Source organism: Salegentibacter sp. T436, from assembly GCF_001932675.1.
GTDB lineage: Bacteria > Bacteroidota > Bacteroidia > Flavobacteriales > Flavobacteriaceae > Salegentibacter > Salegentibacter agarivorans.
Map to the genome: position 1 here is coordinate 3,126,797 of NZ_CP012872.1, position 16,954 is coordinate 3,143,750.

Sequence of the window (16,954 nt, forward strand, 5' to 3'; positions counted from 1 at the left end):
AGATGGATAACAATAAAATAAATATTCACTTTTTAGGTGCAGCAGGTACGGTAACCGGCTCAAAATATTTAGTGGACACAGGAGATAAAAAGATACTCATAGACTGCGGACTTTTTCAAGGGCTAAAGGAATTACGCCTTAAAAACTGGGAGTACCCACCTGTTAATGTTGCTGATATTGATGCTGTTTTGCTCACCCACGGCCATATGGACCACACAGGTTATCTGCCGAGATTGGTAAAGCAAGGTTTCAAAGGGCCCATCTATGGTACCAATCCCACCTTGGACATTGCAAAAATCATTTTGAATGATAGTGCAAAAATTCAGGAACAAGAAGCAGAACGTGCCAATAAAGAAGGCTATTCCAAACATAATCCTGCTGAACCATTGTACGACCTAAAGGATGTAGAAAAAACTATCCCTCATTTTAAAGGAATTCCGCAATCACAATGGATTCCATTGTTTGATGGCATAAGGGCTCGATTTCAATATAATGGACACATTCTGGGAGCAACTTACATTGAGTTGGATGTACACAGGAAACGTTTTGTGTTTTCTGGCGATATAGGCAGAACAAACGATTTATTACTGTTTCCGCCATTAAAGCCAAAAAAGGCAGATGTATTATTTATTGAATCCACCTACGGAGGAAGATTTCATCCTGATGAAGTAGAAGCACTTCCACAGATAGAAAAATTGGTCAATGACACCATCAACAGAGGTGGCAGCCTATTTGTTCCAAGTTTTTCAGTAGAACGTGCCCAATTGATGATGCTGATTTTTTGGAAATTATTGAAAGAGAAGAAAATACCAAAAATACAAATGATAATGGATAGCCCAATGGGAGCAAGTGTATTAAAATTGTTTCATCGCACAAGAGATTGGCACAGGTTGGAAGATAACGAATGTGACGAAATGTGCTCGCACTTTACGGTCGTAAGCAGTTATCGGGAAACAATGGAATTACGAACAGATAATAAACCGAAAATCGTGATTGCAGGAAGCGGAATGCTCACAGGCGGAAGAATGCTAAACTACCTTGAAACACAGGCACAAAACCCCAACAACACCTTGCTTTTTGTGGGTTATCAAGCTGAAGGTACGCGAGGCAGAAAATTATTGGAAGGTGAGAAAGAACTAAAAGTCTATGGAAAATGGGTGCCATTTAAAATGCAAGTTGCGGAAATTGAAGGTCTTTCAGCACACGCAGACCACGCAGAACTTATGGACTGGATGGATAAGATAAAAAACAAACCCGAACGTATTTTCATTGTACACGGTGAAAAAGAGAGTGCAGAAGCATTGCAAAAAGGCATCAACGAAACCTATGGGTGGGATGCAGAAATTCCGCAATTATACACCATCGAAGAAATAGAATAAATCGAAAAATCACAACAACCAATAAAATATGGACACACACTCAAACATATTAAAATATAAACATCTCGGAATCTATACCCAAAACGAAAATGTAGTGTATATGCGGGAAGACTGCCACGTTTGTATTTCAGAAGGTTTTGAAGCTTTGACCCGTATTAGGATATCCAACGCAAATGCCTCAATCGTTGCAAGCCTCAATGTTATAAATTCAGATATATTGTTACCTAATGAAATCGGACTTTCAGATGCTGCTGCGAAAAAACTCAATGTTTCCCCAAACGAGACATTATATGTTTCCCATTTAGAGCCTATCGAATCGTTGAGCCACGTTAGGGCGAAAATCTATAATCAAAAACTGAATTATACAGCATTTAATGAAATCATAACCGATATCGTTGAAGGCGATTATTCCAACATCCACCTTTCGGCATTCATAACTGCCTGTGCAGGTGACCGGATGGATATTGATGAAATATCCGACCTCACCAAAGCGATGATTGCTTCGGGAAAGCAACTGAACTGGAACAAAGATATCGTGGTGGACAAACATTGTATTGGCGGATTGCCTGGCAATAGGACAACACCATTGGTAGTTGCCATTGTTGCCGCGTATGGTCTTACTATGCCAAAAACATCCTCACGGGCAATCACTTCGCCAGCTGGCACAGCAGATACAATGGAAGTACTGACCAATGTTACGCTCTCTTCCGAGGAAATAAAGACCGTAGTAGAAAAAGAAGGCGGATGTTTTGTTTGGGGAGGCACAGCGCAGTTAAGTCCTGCCGATGATGTGCTCATTAAAATAGAAAAAGCCTTGGATATTGATAGCGAAGGTCAGCTCATCGCTTCAGTACTCTCTAAAAAGGCAGCAGCTGGTTCTACTCACGTGGTCATTGATATTCCCGTGGGAGAAACCGCCAAGGTTCGCAGTACCGAAATGGCAGAAAAACTAAAAAATCATATGGAAACCGTTGGAACTGCTGTTGGGTTGAATGTAAAAGTTGTAGTTACGGATGGCACGCAGCCGGTTGGAAGGGGTATCGGTCCTACATTAGAAGCCATAGATATATTAAAAGTTTTGAAAAATGAGGAAGATGCACCTAAAGACCTAACAGAAAGAGCATTGCTTTTAGCTACTGAACTATTAGAACTTTCTGGAAAAGTAGAAAAAGGAAAGGGACAGGAAACCGCACATAAAATTCTCAAATCTGGAAAAGCATATGAAAAATTCGTAGCCATTTGTAAGGCGCAAGGTCAATTTTCAAAACCAGTTTTAGCACCTTATAAAATTGAAATTAAAGCTGAAAAGTCAGGCGTTTTGCAACGAATTGATAACCGTAAAATTGCAAAACTGGCCAAGCTTTCTGGAGCACCACAATCTAAATCGGCAGGGATTCTTCTAAATGTGCATTTGGGAGAACAAATCGAAGAGAACCAACTGCTTTATACCATATATGCTGAATCCAAAGGTGAACTTAATTATGCCTTGGAATATGAAAACAACCATAACGACATCATAACTATAAATTAAAGAACATACTATGAAAACAATATTATTCAGTCTTCCCGGAAATGAAGAACTCACAGAACTTATGGCTACAAAAATGGATGCTGAAGTGGGTCAAGCCACATTAAGGAAATTCCCTGACGGGGAATCATACACGCGCATATTGTCTGATGTTAAAGATAAATGTGTGGTACTGGTATGCACCTTGCACGAACCGGACGAAAAACTGTTGTCACTATATTTTTTAAGCCACACAGCCAAATCATTAGGACCTATGTGTACCTGTTTGGTAGCACCCTATTTGGCGTATATGCGGCAGGACAAAGTATTTAATGAAGGAGAAGGAGTGACTTCCGGTTTCTTCGGAAAATTGATTTCTGGTTTCGCCGATAGCATTACCACAGTTGACCCTCACTTGCACAGAATTAGTTCGTTGGGAGAAGTGTATCAAATTCCAAATAAAGTGATTCACGCTGCCGACGCAATTTCAGAATGGATTAAAGAAAATATCGAAAACCCGGTACTTATCGGACCTGATTCTGAAAGTGAACAATGGGTATCAGAAGTCGCCAAAAATGCAGGAGCACCATTTACGGTATTACAAAAGGTGCGTCACGGTGACCGTGATGTAGAAGTCTCTGTTCCCGATGTGGATATATATAAAGATGCTACACCCATTTTGGTAGATGATATTATTTCCACAGCCCGAACAATGATTGAAACCGTACAACATCTTAAAAAAGCAGGAATGAAACCACCTATTTGTGTAGGCATTCACGCCGTTTTTTCAGGAAACGCCTATCAAGATTTATTGGATTCCGGAGTAGAAAAAATAGTGACTTGTAATACCATCCCACACTCTTCAAATGGAATAGATTTAAGTGATATTATGGCAAAAGAGGTAAAAAAATTAATGCACCATATATGAGAAAACAAGGCTTTATAGTACTAATCACTTTATTCAGCATCACAATGACTGGACAAACTGAAATGCTCATTGGGCAGATTTCAGGCAGAGTTGTTATTCGGGAAAACTTTGATAAAGAAGGTGATTTTCTCAATAAACAAACTTTTGAAGCTGGAGAAACAATAAAGGAAAATGGATATTATGAAATAAAGGTAGTTACAGAATTGTTTGATAAAGACAAAAAATTGACCGATAAATACACCACAACCTATCGTTGCAAGCCTGATGAAGCAAGTGTAGTGGTAATGGCTTTCCCGTTTTCCAATCCAAAATCAAAGAAAACAGAAATCAACACCACTTCAAAGAAATTTAAAGAACTATACAATTTGGATAATCTGAAAAATATTGAATTGGAAATGAGTTTTGACTCGGGCTTGTTGAATTTTTTCGGTTCAAAAAGCATCATAAAAATTTACGATCGAAAATTAGAAGCTGGCAAAAACACTATTAAATCAAAAATAAATATTAAGGCCTATGCCTGGGGTATTCGCATCAAGCAATTCAATTATACTGTTATTGAAAAATTAAATGAAAAAGGATTATTGACTTTTCAGAAATTTTCAGAAGCAGATAACAGCTATTTTACAATAAACTATAAATAAAGACAGATGAAAAATTACGATACACTTTCTGAAGCCATAAACGATTTACAGGGAAATGGCTATACATATGATTTTAACCTAAAACCAGAATGTTTGGAGTGTGCCTCACTAAAAATTGAAATACACCCAGAAGATTTTAATGTTGACGAGATGCATCGTTTTGAGGGTATGAGCAGTACCGACGATAATAGTGTGCTTTATGCTATTTCATCAAAAAATGGGATTAAAGGACTTTTGGTAGATGCCTATGGCGTCTATGCCGAAAACATTTCGGAAGCTATGAGAAAAAAATTACGATAACACTTAAACAAGACAATAATGGAAAATCACGAACACCACAATCACGATGAAATGGACCATTCTAAAATGGACCATTCGAAGATGAAACACAAAAAAGAAGACCATTCTAAAATGAACCACAAAGGTGGAGACCATTCTGGCCACAATCCAGGGCACGGAGAACACGGGCACGACCATCATAAAATGATGATTGCCGATTTTAGAAAACGGTTTTGGGTAACCCTTGTGCTTACTATTCCCATACTGTTCTTCTCGCCGATGATTCAGGACTTTTTTGGATATGAGTTTTTGCTTCCCGGAAATCCATATATCCTTTTTGCACTTTCCACAATCGTATATTTCTATGGTGGTTGGCCATTTTTAAAAGGATTCTGGTCTGAAATCAAAAAAGGTGCGCCAGGAATGATGACCTTGATTTCTATGGCAATTTCTGTAGCTTATTTTTATAGCACCGCGACCGTATTTGGCTTAAGAGGCGAAGACTTTTTCTGGGAGCTATCAACACTTATAGCCATAATGTTGCTTGGTCATTGGATAGAAATGAAAAGTGTGTTAGGTGCGTCAAAAGCTTTACAGTTACTGGTAAGTATGATGCCTGCGGAAGCGCACAGGGTAAAAGGCGACATCATAGAAGACATCCCTCTTGAAGATTTACTAAAGGATGATGTGATTTTGGTTAAACCAGGTGAAAAAGTTCCTGCTGATGGGATTATAGTAGACGGTTCAAGTTACCTGAACGAATCTATGCTTACAGGCGAATCCAAACCTGTAAAAAAAGATGAAAACGATAAGGTTATTGGTGGTTCGGTAAATGGTAACAGTACCTTAAAAGTAAAGGTTGAGCATACTGGAAAAGATAGCTATCTCAACAAGGTCATCAAAATGGTCGAAGAAGCGCAAAAAACCAAATCCAAGATGCAAAATCTTTCAGACAGGGCTGCAAAATGGTTAACCTATATCGCTTTGGCTATTGGTTTTGGAACATTAGCGGTATGGCTGATTTTAGGCTTTCCATTTGTCTATGCTTTAGAAAGAATGGTTACCGTTATGGTCATTGCTTGTCCACACGCATTAGGTCTTGCCATACCACTTGTGGTTGCTATTTCTACTGCTGTTTCAGCTCAAAACGGGTTATTAATTCGAAATAGGACAGCTTTTGAAGAATCCCGAAAAATATCAGCTTTATTGTTTGATAAAACGGGAACATTGACCAAAGGCGATTTTGGCGTTACTCGAATTGAGTCTGTTAGCGAAACTTATTCATCTGAAGAAATTTTAAGGCTTTCGAGTGCATTGGAACAAAGTTCGGAACATCCTATCGCCGTAGGTATTATTAAAAAAGTCAAAGAAGATAATATGACCATCCCAAAGCCTGAAAACTTTAATGCAATTACAGGTAAAGGCGTTGAGGCCAATGTAGAAGGTAAGCAAGTAAAAGTGGTTAGTCCTGGTTTTTTAAGGGATGAAAAAATCACTATTCCCGAAGACGCATACAGTGATGCCGCTGAAACAGTTGTTTTTGTATTGATTGATGGAAAATTAGCTGGTTACATTGCTCTTGCCGATGAAATACGACCAGAATCTGCCGAAGCCATAAAAGTCTTTAAAAAGAATAACATTAAAGTTTTGATGGCAACAGGAGATAACGAAAAAACAGCCAAAGCTGTAAGTGATAAGCTTGGCTTGGATGGTTACTATGCTGAAGTGCTGCCACATCAAAAGGTAGAAATTGTAGAAAAGTTACAAAACAAAGGAGAATTTGTGGCTATGACTGGCGATGGTGTAAACGATGCGCCTGCACTTGCAAAAGCTGATGTTGGTATTGCCGTTGGTTCAGGTACTGACGTGGCCGCTGAAACCGCGGATATTATTTTGGTAAACAGCAATCCGCAAGATATTGCTAACCTGATTCTTTTCGGCAAGGCTACCTACAATAAAATGATCCAGAACCTTGTGTGGGCTACAGGATATAATGTCGTGGCTATTCCTTTAGCAGCCGGTGTATTATATTCTTCAGGCTTTGTTTTAGGTCCTGCGGTTGGTGCGGTATTTATGAGTTTAAGTACGATTATAGTAGCTATTAATGCGCAATTATTAAAGCGAAAAATCGGTAAAAAATAGATGGAAAGAAAAGAAAAACTCAACAGGATATCTTTAATCCTGTTGAGTTTATTTGTAGTGATGTTGGGTTATGGTATTTTATTGCCAACCCTTCCCTACTATACCGAAAGATTAGCTTTAGGAGATAACCTAGATACTGATTCGATTAACTTTCATATTGGTTTTTTGACCAGTATTTATCCGCTCTTCCAGCTTCTTTTCGTTGTACTCTGGGGCAGGCTATCCGATAAATACGGACGTAAGCCCATTATCATTGTTGGGCTAATCGGCTTTGTAATTATGCAATTACTTACCGGTCTTGCTACATCATTGACGATGCTCTATATAGCTAGAATCTTCGGAGGTATTTTTACATCAGCTGTAATTCCCGTTAGTAATGCATATCTTAGTGATATCACTTCTATAAAGCACAGGACCAAGGTTATGGCCTGGTCTGGGGTAGCGATAAGTTCAGGGGTTATTTTTGGCCCTGTTTTAGGTAGCCTTCTATCCCAAACCAATCTACATTTCAAGTATTCCTTGGGAATATTACATTTGGATCGCTTTTCAATCCCCTTTCTCCTGGTTGCTCTTTTGGGTTTTGTTATATTGAGCATACTCATAAAATGGCTTGGGAACACAACACCTATAAGTCGGTTTGTTTCAGAAGCACAAAAATTGAGCTTTAGCTTTAGTAGGTTCTTTACTGTCCTATTACTGCTTTCTTTTGTAATGCAATTCGTAATTACCCTCTTCGAAACGGTTTTTTCAATTTACGGAAAAAATGAGTTGTTATTTTCTAGTAATCAAATAGGCATTGGCTTTATGCTTTGTGGAGTGGTAATGGCCGTATTACAGCCAGTATTTGCAACCTATGGGGAAAAACTATTAACGGCAAAGCAGCAAATTGCAGCCGGGTTGTTTATTTCAGGAATTTCAATGATTGCATTCCCATTTTTTAATAATGAATTTGCCGTCTATTTATTAATCATCATATTCGCCGCAGGAGGTGCTATGGTGACCCCAAACCTACTTTCAGCTGTTTCCCAACTTTCAAAAGAAAATGCGGGCAGCAATATTTCTATCCAAACATCGGCAAATAGTGTGGGACAAATTTTAGGTCCGGTTATAGGGACTTGGCTTATTACAGGTGGGTTTTATTTTCCCTTTATTATTGCCGGCATCATTATATTGACCGCCATTGGATTACTTTATTTTTATAAAAGCTTTAATAGTAAAACAACTAAAATAGGACAAGACAACAAAGTATCCTAAGAAAAGCAATAATCTTATTTCTTAAAAATATATTTAAATTTTTATTATCTCATAATCATTTAATTTTTTAAGGCAGTTCCAGAGCGCCATCAGCATCACTCTGATTGGTGAAATAAGTCCGTCCATCTGCTAAAAAATGTGATCCTAATTGGTCACCTACGTTTTTTGTGGTACAAACTTTTACTATTCTGATTTTAGCTATTTATTTATATTGTAATATCACCCCAATTTCATAAGAATCAGTTCAATACTACGACGGAAAAGACTTCACAATTCCTCGCGCTCTATATTACGTATAGTAATACTATCCAGACGACCGTCTATAAGTTTCCGACTAATGAGCTGAGTGTCCATCCTGTCATTTGTGGTGTATTGCTCCTTTCCTTTACGGTCTGTATCAGCGGGATTCACTAATAGGGATTTCCCTCTAAAGGTCTCAAAGCTGCGATAGGCACAATAGAATAATCTTAATAATATCAATTAAAATATAAAGTTCATTCTGTAGTCACTTCACCACAATATTTGATAAAACGAAATAACCAAGTCTGGGCTATGGCGACCATATTTATCCCGGTTATCATAAGGTTTTATTCTGAATAATTTTAATTAATATTAAATTTCAGGGAATTCGGACTTTCAAAAAATGTTGTACCCAGTCCAAAAAAAAAGATTTCAATTTCTTGAAACCTTGTCAATGCCAGTAGAGGGACTTGGACTCGAGAGACCTTCTGGTTATAAACTTGGTATTACCAAATGTCAGATATTTATCAACGGTTGATTAACCATCATAAATCATGTTATTACAGACTTTTAATCCATATAAATTTAAAAATTAATAACTTCATCAAGTGCTTCATCAGCATCCCGGTGCATAAAATTAGCTTGATAATTCAAGGTAGTTTTTAAATCACTATGACGATAGAGCTTTTGTAACATTAATGGATGAATTCGATCGCCAGCAATATTACCAAAGCTATGCCTAGCAATGTGATTAGATAAGTTTTTTTCGATTCCACATTCCGTGGCAATTAGCTTTAAGCATTTATTAAAAACCTTCGTAGCACTTTTTGTTTTTATATAAATTTGTTCAGCATCCTTAGGATTGGTATTTCTTAAAAAGGGGAATACAAAACCTTTATTAAGGTGTTTCTCCTTTTTGTAATAATTTAAAATTTTTTCCGCTTTCAAAGGAATTTTAAGGCTGAGTGCTTTTTCATTTTTGTTCATCACATAATAAAGACGATCGTCCTTAAAATCAGACCACTTCATTTTAACCACATCGGAAATACGAATTCCTGCGAAATAAAAAGAAAATAACCATATGTTGTGCGTATGCCAGATAGAAGTATTTTCCTCCAATTTCAACTGTTCAATTTTCTCAACCTCTTCTACGCTAAGTCCTACTTTATTACCAGAACCAATTCTAATTTTTTCCTTATCTCCGGCAAAAGGATAATATTTTTGATCAATAATTCCTTGCTTAATTGCTAAATTAAACAGGGTTCTAATTAAAATAAGCTGATTAGTAATAGTTCTGGTTTTTTGTCCTAAATAAGAATAGCAAAAGGTTTTGTATTTATTAATGAATACTTCATCGATATCTCTAAAAGAAAGAGCTTTACTTTTTTTGAAATGCTCTACCCCATCCATCCATACATATTTATTACGACGAGCATTACTGATACGTTTCAATCTGCGTTCCTTTATATCCTCAATGATCGCTGACTTCCTTTTAGTCCTTTTAAAGTTTAAAAATTCTTCAATATTATACAGTATAGATAAATCACCTTTTGCAACTGAGAATATTCCCCTCTCATATTTTTCCATTATACGTTCAGCCGCTAATTCAAAAAATGATTTTTGCCCCCTGGCTCCCTTTAATTTTTGCTTGATCTGTTTTGGAGTAACACGATCTTCAGAGTGGAAAAATAGGTTATTAGCCTCAACCATTTTCTTCATTAAAAAAATGTTGAGCTGTTGCGAGTTTGGATGACTTTTCTTAGCCATTCCAGCATTGTTATCCCAATCTTTCTCAAAAACATATTGTCCGAGCCACTTGTAATTAGTTTTATAATTCTCACTAATTCTCAGTGCTAAAGGAATTCTTCCATCTTTTCGAATCATATTCTTCCTTAAAACTATCTTTATGCTAGCCATAACTATTTAATTTTGAACTTTATAAAGATAAATAATTAGTTTATAAACTAGTACAGAATAAGTACAGAATCACTTGATTTTAACAGAATTCAATTGATTGCAAAAATTACGTATTTAACTGATAATCATATATTTTAACGGTTTTTAATCTATTTTGAATAACTACTTGTCGATGTTCATAACCCGGAGGTCCCGAGTTCAAATCTCGGTCTCGCTACAGCAAATCCCTTCTTTTTCAGAAGGGATTTTTTTTATGCTTTTTATTTAAAGAAAACTTATCTTTCCTTTTCTAAAACATTGATTTACAATGAAACCAAAAATTATATTTTTTGATGTAAATGAAACTCTTTTAAACCTTATTCCGCTAAAGGAAGAGATAAACGCCGCGTTGGAAAACGAGATGGGTTTTGATGTGTGGTTTCCGAAATTACTCCACTATTCCCTGGTAGAAACTTCTACCGGCAACTACCAAAATTTTAGTGAAATTGCCGCCGCAACTTTTAAAATGATTTCAGGGAAATTTGACAAGAATTTTTCTGATTCTGAAATTAAGAATATTCTTTCTGAAATTACTAAGCTCCCTGCTTATCCCGATGTAAAACCAGGTTTAGAGCAGCTAAATGATGATGGTTATAAACTTGTCGCTTTTAGCAATGGTAAGCCAGATATTCTCAATGCACAACTTGAATTTGCTGAAATAGCTTCATTTTTTGATGGAATTCACAGCTTAGAAGAAATAAAAAAATATAAACCACATCCTGAAAGTTACAGGTATATTCTTAAAAAATACGAGGTAACACCCAAAAGATCAATGATGGTGGCAGCACACGCCTGGGATATAATGGGTGCCCAGCGGGCAAACCTTCAAACCTGTTTTGTAGAAAGACCCGAGAAAAAGTTTTACGATTTAGCCGAAAAACCTAATTTTTGGGTAAAAGAAATTACAGAAATTGCAGAGAAAATAGGGTGAAAATCAGCTTCAACTACGCATTTAGATTAGCGAGTACACCATAGCTGCACTTATTCCGAATAAAATATGCGCAATTATAAGCTGTAAATAGAATTGGCTGAAATCTATTTCTGGCGGATTTTGATTTAATTTAAACATTATTTTCCAACCAAATATCCCAATTATTCCCGCAGCCAAACCAAGAACAGCTCCAGAAATTATAGTTGCTGAAAATTGTGTGAATTCCCATATTAAACTAAAAATCAACACAAAAAACCAACCGATTAAATAATGTATAAGCCAACCTAAAAAATGGTTTCTGGAAGGTTTTAGTGAAATAATTACAGCCCGTGAAATTAAGGAGTTGAGCAACTCCGGCTCCCTAAATTGCTTAGATTTAAAATTGGACACCACGTAGCTAAATAAGGTCATAACCGATGTAGCAACCAATCCCGAGACTAAAATTGTAAATACTTCCATTGTTCTTTCTTTATATCCAAGGCTCATAATAGCAATAATGCTATCTGCCTCGGTACATTAAAATATTTGCCTGAATAAAAAGAAAGATAAAAATTGTTTCTAAAACGAAATTGAGGCATAACAATTAATTGACTTTAAATTAACCTTGCGCTAATTCTTATGCTTTATATTGAAGTCTACTTTTAATAGAAACTAAGTCGAAAAATTCGGTTTAAGAAGTGTCAAAGCCGTAGTGCCTATTTGAATTTCAAAATATAACTTTATGAAACTAATAATAAAAGTACTATTAACATTAGGCGTTTTAGCCGGAAGTTTCGTGATGATTGGTTCTTTTACATTTGACCAGGAAAATGTTGTAGATGCACCGCCCAAAATATTTGCTTTGGTCCTGGGGCTGGGAACAATTGCTGCTATTTATATAATATGGCGCAGAAAAAGTCTAACTACTGAAGAAGATAATACTACCGATTATTAAAACCACTTCAACTTTATCTTCCCAGCTCGAATATTTAATAACTCTTCTTAAAATACCCACCGCTTTTTACAAAGTTAAATCTTTCCAAAACCTTTACTATAATTCGCCTTTCTGCTAATTGATAGCTAATTTTAAAGAAAAAGTAAAGCAATGGAAAAAGTAGCATTAGGAAAATCTGGTTTAAAATCGGCACCAATTATATTTGGAGGAAATGTTTTTGGATGGACATTAAATGAAAAAGAGTCCTTTAAAATGTTGGACGAACTTTTTGAGCTCGGTTTCACTACCATAGACACCGCAGATGTTTACTCCCGTTGGGCAGATGGCGTTCCACACGGCACTTCAGAAAGAATTATTGGTAAATGGATGAAGGAACGCAAATTACGCGATAAAATCACTTTAATTACTAAAGGTGGATCCAGTTTACAACCAGGAGGGCCGAAGAATAATACGCAAGATTATCTTACCGGTGCAGTTCAGGATTCACTTTTGAGACTGCAAACCGATTATATAGATCTATATTTTACTCATTTTGATGATGGAAAAACCCCTGTGGAAGAAGCCCTGGAAGCTTATCAAAAGTTTATAAAAAAAGGAGAAATAAAGCATATTGGTGCTTCAAACTTTTCTGCAGAAAGATTACAAAAATCCCTGGATGAAGCTGCTGAGAAAAACTTACCGGCTTATGAGGTTTTTCAGCCTGAATACAATTTAATGGTGCGTGATAAATTTGAAGGGGAAATTAAAGAAATTTGCACCAGGAATAACTTAGGCGTAATTCCTTATTTCTCACTCGCCAGCGGATTTTTAACCGGGAAATACCGAACTAAAGAAGATTTTGAAGGCAAAGAGCGTAAAATGTTTGCCGATAAATTCCTGAATAATCGTGGTAAAAAAATCCTGGAATCTCTGGATGAAATTTCAGAAAAACATAATGTTTCGCAAGCTGCTGTTGCTCTTGCCTGGTTAATAAACAGACCCGGAGTAAGTGCACCAATTGCCAGCGCTACTAAGTCTTCACATCTTAAATCCTTTACCGAAGCGGTAAAGATCTCTCTTTCTAATGAAGATATGAAGATTTTAAATAAGGCCAGTGAAGAGTAGAAATACTATGGAGAGATTGCCTCAGCTAAAAGCTCTTCACACAACAAAATAATTCATTATACCTTACTTTTATTCATTAGTATTAGAGAACGTCATTCTGAACTCGTTTTAGTATTTAATAAGATAATACTTAAGCTAAACTTAGACCCTGAAACCAGTTCGGGGTGACGTCTAATCCAAATTTAAAAGTTTACATCAGCCAATTTAATCAACCTAAAACCTTTACCAATTCAGCGAAATCAACTTTCTGCTGCTCGCCAGATTTCATATTTTTCAGGGTGAATTTTTCAGCTTGCATTTCTTCTTCCCCGGCTAGGATCACAAATGGAATTTCACGCTTATTCGCGTAATTCATTTGTTTTTTCATTTTCGAAGCATCAGGAAATAATTCGGCAGTAATATTTTCGGTTCTTAAACGATTCACCGCTTTTAAAGCATACAGCGCCTCTTCGTCTCCAAAATTGATAAAAAGTGCTTTGGTGTTTTGGGTAACAGCTTCAGGAAAAAGATTGAGTTCTTCCAGTACCAGGTAAATTCGGTCCAGGCCAAAAGAAATTCCCACGCCACTCATATCTTTTAAGCCAAAAATACCGGTAAGATCGTCGTAACGGCCACCGCCACCAATTGAGCCCATTTTTACTTTTTCGGGAGCAGAAACTTCAAAAATTGCCCCTGTATAATAATTAAGTCCACGGGCAAGAGTTACATCTAAATCGAGTTTTGCCGTTTTTAAGGGCATCTCCTGGATAGCTTTTTCAACAAATTCCAGTTCTTTAATTCCTTCCATACCGGTTTCCGATGAACTCAGGATTTCTTTAATTCCGGCTATTTTTTCAGTGAAATTACCGTGTAATCTAAAAATTGGCTGGATTTTTTCAATAGCAGTTTTAGAAATACCTTTTTGCAACATTTCTTTTTTCACACCCTCTTCCCCTATTTTATCTAGCTTATCTAGGGTAACAGTAAAATCTATGAGTTTGTCTTTTTCACCAATCACTTCGGCAAACCCAGATAATACTTTTCGGTTATTGATTTTAATAGTTACACCTTCTAATTTTAAAGCTGAAAAAACGGCATCGTATAATTGTACGAATTCAACCTCCTGCCAAAGACTTTTACTCCCAACAACATCGGCATCACACTGAAAAAACTCTCTAAATCGTCCTTTCTGCGGCCTATCGGCTCTCCAAACCGGTTGAATCTGGTAGCGCTTAAACGGAAAATCTATTTCATTTTGATGTTGTACCACATAACGAGCAAAAGGCACGGTAAGATCGTAGCGGAGGGCTTTTTCACTAATTGACGAAGTAATCTTTAAGCTATCTCTATTTTCGTAAGCTTCTTGATCTGCTTTTTTAAGAAAATCTCCGGAATTTAGAATTTTAAAAATTAAACGGTCTCCTTCTTCCCCATATTTTCCCATCAGGGTATCTGAGTTCTCGAAACTTGGAGTCTCTATTGGCTGAAAACCAAACTTTTTAAATTCGGTTTTAATTACATCAAAAATATAATTTCTTTTGGCAACTTCGGCCGGGTTAAAATCTCGAGTTCCTTTTGGAATAGAAGGTTTTTGTGCCATAAAATCTTGAGGAATAGTTTCCTTTTTTAGTTTAAAGTTAGCGCCGCAAACCGGCTGAAACATTGCTGCAAATATCTTAAATTTTACCCGAACCCAAACAAATTTCAGATTTTAAGTAACATTCTGCTACTTATGAAGTCTAATTAAATAGCACTGAAAAAACATTCTATGTTCGGGTTATTAAAAGAAAACATAAGCATCGCTTTTAATTCCATTAAAAGTCAGCTACTTAGAACTATTCTTACAGTTTTAATTATTGCCATTGGGATAACTGCTCTGGTTGGGATTTTAAGTGCGGTTACCGCGCTGGAAAACACAATTAGCAGCGATTTTGCCTCAATGGGTGCAAATACTTTTAATATTCAGCGGTACGATTTCAATTCACAGCGACAGGGTGGCGGGGAAGTTGAAAAAATTAATCCTATAATTAGTTATAGGGAAGTGAAAAAATTTGAAGAAAATTTTCAATATCCTAAAGCACAAACTGCAGTTTCCTTTACGGGAACTACTGTTGCAGAAGTTAAATATATTAATGAAAAAACCGATCCTGAAGTACGTGTAATTGGCGTGAACGAAAATTTCCTGGAAAATTCTGGGTTAAATGTAGAAGCAGGACGTGAATTCAACATTTTTGATATTCAGAATAATAATAATGTAGTAGTGCTTGGAGCCGATTTTGCCAAGCCCGAAGGTCTTTTTAAAGGAGCAGATCCTATAGACAAAATTATTAGCATTAGAGGAGCAAAATTTAGAGTTATTGGGGTTTTGGAATCAAAAGGCTCTACTTTTGGAAACAACCAGGATTTACGTGTTTTAATGCCTATTCAATTGGCGCGGTCTATGTTTACCCAACCTCAGATAAATTATGCGGTAAGCGTTAAAGTTGACGATAAGGAATTGTTAGAAGGCGCGCAAGACGAAGCTATTTTAACTTTCAGGAATATACGGAAATTGAATCCCATGGAAGAAAATAATTTTGGGATGGAACGCAGTGACGATCTTATTAACCGCATTTTCTCTATTACCAGTTATCTTAATTTTGCGGCCTGGATAATTTCTATAATTACCATTTTTGGTTCATCAATCGCTTTAATGAATATTATGTTAGTGAGTGTAACCGAAAGAACGCGAGAAATTGGAGTAAGAAAAGCCTTAGGTGCAAAGCGAAAAACTATAGCTACCCAATTTTTTATGGAAACACTTATAATTGGACAAATTGGTGGAATTGTAGGTATTATCTTCGGAATATTAATTGGGATGGCCGTTTCTGCCGCAGCCGATTTTAACTTTACCACGCCCTGGGTGGCTATGATTTGGGCTACTGCTATAACTATTCTTGTAGCCATTTTAGCCGGAAGTTATCCCGCCGCCAAAGCAGCCAGGCAGGATCCCATTGAGTCGCTTAGGTATGAGTAGTGAGTAGTGAATAGTGAATAGTGATTTTTCTTTAAATGTAATCCCTTAAAAAGGCATAAATAGGAAGCCCAAGTTTTACTGTTTTCAGCCTTTTCTTATACTAACCTTTATATTAATTTATTCCAGTTAGTATTCCAGGATTCTACAAAGCTTATTTGCTTTCTACCATATTATCAAAATACTTATAGAGCTCACCCTTTGTGATATTGGCTCCCTGCTTAATTAACGCGAAAATATCTTTATTTCTATCGTCACTTAATGCTTTAGATGAAGTATAAATATTCACAGATTCGTCAAGCAAATTAGTCTGTAACCAGCTGTAGCCTTTTCGGGTAGTTAGATCTACTCCTTCATGTTCAATTTTAATGGCAATAAGATGAATAGTAACTTCGGTAATATGAAATAAATAGATTTGATTTGCAGAAAAGTGCTCCAGATATTCTACTTTATTAAGAACCCCTTCCCAAATTAGATCGCTAAAAACATCAAGTTCCTGCTCTGCAGCCTTTGGCTTGTTCTTTTTAATATCTTCCCACTCATCTGCAGTAATAGATTGTGTAGCAAGGAAATTAATAAATTCCTGCTTCATTTCTTCAAACTGCTCTTTGGTTAATCTGGAATATTTCATTTTGGTAAAAATTAAAATTAACTTTCAAATTCCATA

16 protein-coding genes are annotated in these 16,954 nt (G+C 36.4%); 11 read left to right on the plus strand and 5 right to left on the minus strand.

Going from position 1 to position 16,954, the window contains the following annotated elements:
- The first annotated feature begins 2 nt into the window (after positions 1-2).
- The 7 genes from AO058_RS13825 to AO058_RS13855 are packed head-to-tail and all read left to right on the plus strand — an operon-like array spanning position 3 to position 8,130.
- On the plus strand, positions 3-1,379 hold the full coding sequence (locus tag AO058_RS13825; protein ID WP_075327070.1) for an MBL fold metallo-hydrolase RNA specificity domain-containing protein: 1,377 nt from the start codon (positions 3-5) through the stop codon (positions 1,377-1,379).
- 28 nt (positions 1,380-1,407) lie between these two features.
- Positions 1,408-2,910 carry a thymidine phosphorylase family protein gene (locus AO058_RS13830; RefSeq protein WP_075327071.1) on the plus strand — a complete coding sequence of 501 codons (1,503 nt, stop codon included), beginning with the start codon at positions 1,408-1,410 and terminating at the stop codon, positions 2,908-2,910.
- A gap of 10 nt (positions 2,911-2,920) precedes the next feature.
- Positions 2,921-3,814: a ribose-phosphate pyrophosphokinase gene (locus AO058_RS13835; protein ID WP_075327072.1), complete on the plus strand. Its 894-nt coding sequence runs from the start codon at positions 2,921-2,923 to the stop codon at positions 3,812-3,814.
- Entirely contained in the window at positions 3,811-4,455 is a 645-nt protein-coding gene (locus AO058_RS13840) for a hypothetical protein (RefSeq protein WP_075327073.1), read from the plus strand. The genes AO058_RS13835 and AO058_RS13840 overlap by 4 nt, the downstream gene beginning before the upstream one ends.
- Positions 4,456-4,461: 6 nt before the next feature.
- Complete coding sequence (locus AO058_RS13845) at positions 4,462-4,755, plus strand: hypothetical protein (RefSeq protein ID WP_008616393.1); 294 nt, start codon at positions 4,462-4,464, stop codon at positions 4,753-4,755.
- Between the two features lie 18 nt (positions 4,756-4,773).
- Entirely contained in the window at positions 4,774-6,876 is a 2,103-nt protein-coding gene (locus tag AO058_RS13850) for a copper-translocating P-type ATPase (protein WP_075327074.1), read from the plus strand.
- Positions 6,877-8,130: an MFS transporter gene (locus AO058_RS13855; protein ID WP_051931244.1), complete on the plus strand. Its 1,254-nt coding sequence runs from the start codon at positions 6,877-6,879 to the stop codon at positions 8,128-8,130.
- A gap of 267 nt (positions 8,131-8,397) precedes the next feature.
- Here the strand turns inward: AO058_RS13855 and AO058_RS18410 are convergent, their stop codons facing one another.
- Together AO058_RS18410 and AO058_RS13860 are read right to left on the minus strand one after the other, a co-directional pair.
- On the minus strand, positions 8,398-8,541 hold the full coding sequence (locus tag AO058_RS18410; RefSeq protein ID WP_156100706.1) for a hypothetical protein: 144 nt from the start codon (positions 8,539-8,541) through the stop codon (positions 8,398-8,400).
- Positions 8,542-8,955: 414 nt separating this feature from the next.
- The gene (locus tag AO058_RS13860; protein ID WP_075327075.1) at positions 8,956-10,287 is read right to left on the minus strand and encodes a site-specific integrase; all 1,332 of its coding nucleotides are present in this window, start codon (positions 10,285-10,287) and stop codon (positions 8,956-8,958) included.
- Positions 10,288-10,594: 307 nt separating this feature from the next.
- Between AO058_RS13860 and AO058_RS13865 the strand changes: the two genes are divergently transcribed.
- Complete coding sequence (locus AO058_RS13865; protein ID WP_075327076.1) at positions 10,595-11,257, plus strand: haloacid dehalogenase type II; 663 nt, start codon at positions 10,595-10,597, stop codon at positions 11,255-11,257.
- Between the two features lie 21 nt (positions 11,258-11,278).
- Here the strand turns inward: AO058_RS13865 and AO058_RS13870 are convergent, their stop codons facing one another.
- Complete coding sequence (locus tag AO058_RS13870; RefSeq protein WP_075327985.1) at positions 11,279-11,716, minus strand: hypothetical protein; 438 nt, start codon at positions 11,714-11,716, stop codon at positions 11,279-11,281.
- A 262-nt stretch (positions 11,717-11,978) separates the two neighbouring features.
- On the opposite strand from AO058_RS13870, the gene AO058_RS13875 reads away from it, so the two are divergent.
- Both AO058_RS13875 and AO058_RS13880 read left to right on the plus strand, forming a co-directional pair.
- Positions 11,979-12,191, plus strand: a complete 213-nt coding sequence (locus AO058_RS13875) for a hypothetical protein (RefSeq protein ID WP_075327077.1) — start codon at positions 11,979-11,981, stop codon at positions 12,189-12,191.
- Between the two features lie 150 nt (positions 12,192-12,341).
- Positions 12,342-13,295, plus strand: coding sequence for an aldo/keto reductase (locus AO058_RS13880; protein WP_075327078.1), 954 nt, complete (start codon positions 12,342-12,344; stop codon positions 13,293-13,295).
- A 208-nt stretch (positions 13,296-13,503) separates the two neighbouring features.
- Here AO058_RS13880 and hisS read toward each other — a convergent pair whose 3' ends face one another.
- The gene (hisS, locus tag AO058_RS13885) at positions 13,504-14,874 is read right to left on the minus strand and encodes a histidine--tRNA ligase (protein WP_075327986.1); all 1,371 of its coding nucleotides are present in this window, start codon (positions 14,872-14,874) and stop codon (positions 13,504-13,506) included.
- A 168-nt stretch (positions 14,875-15,042) separates the two neighbouring features.
- Here hisS and AO058_RS13890 point away from each other — a divergent pair, with 168 nt between their 5' ends.
- Positions 15,043-16,290 carry an ABC transporter permease gene (locus AO058_RS13890; protein ID WP_075327079.1) on the plus strand — a complete coding sequence of 416 codons (1,248 nt, stop codon included), beginning with the start codon at positions 15,043-15,045 and terminating at the stop codon, positions 16,288-16,290.
- Positions 16,291-16,441: 151 nt separating this feature from the next.
- On the opposite strand, the gene AO058_RS13895 is transcribed toward AO058_RS13890, so the two are convergent.
- Positions 16,442-16,918 (minus strand): DUF6495 family protein, encoded by a 477-nt coding sequence (locus tag AO058_RS13895; protein ID WP_075327080.1) that lies wholly within the window; start codon positions 16,916-16,918, stop codon positions 16,442-16,444.
- Between the last annotated feature and the right edge of the window lie 36 nt (positions 16,919-16,954).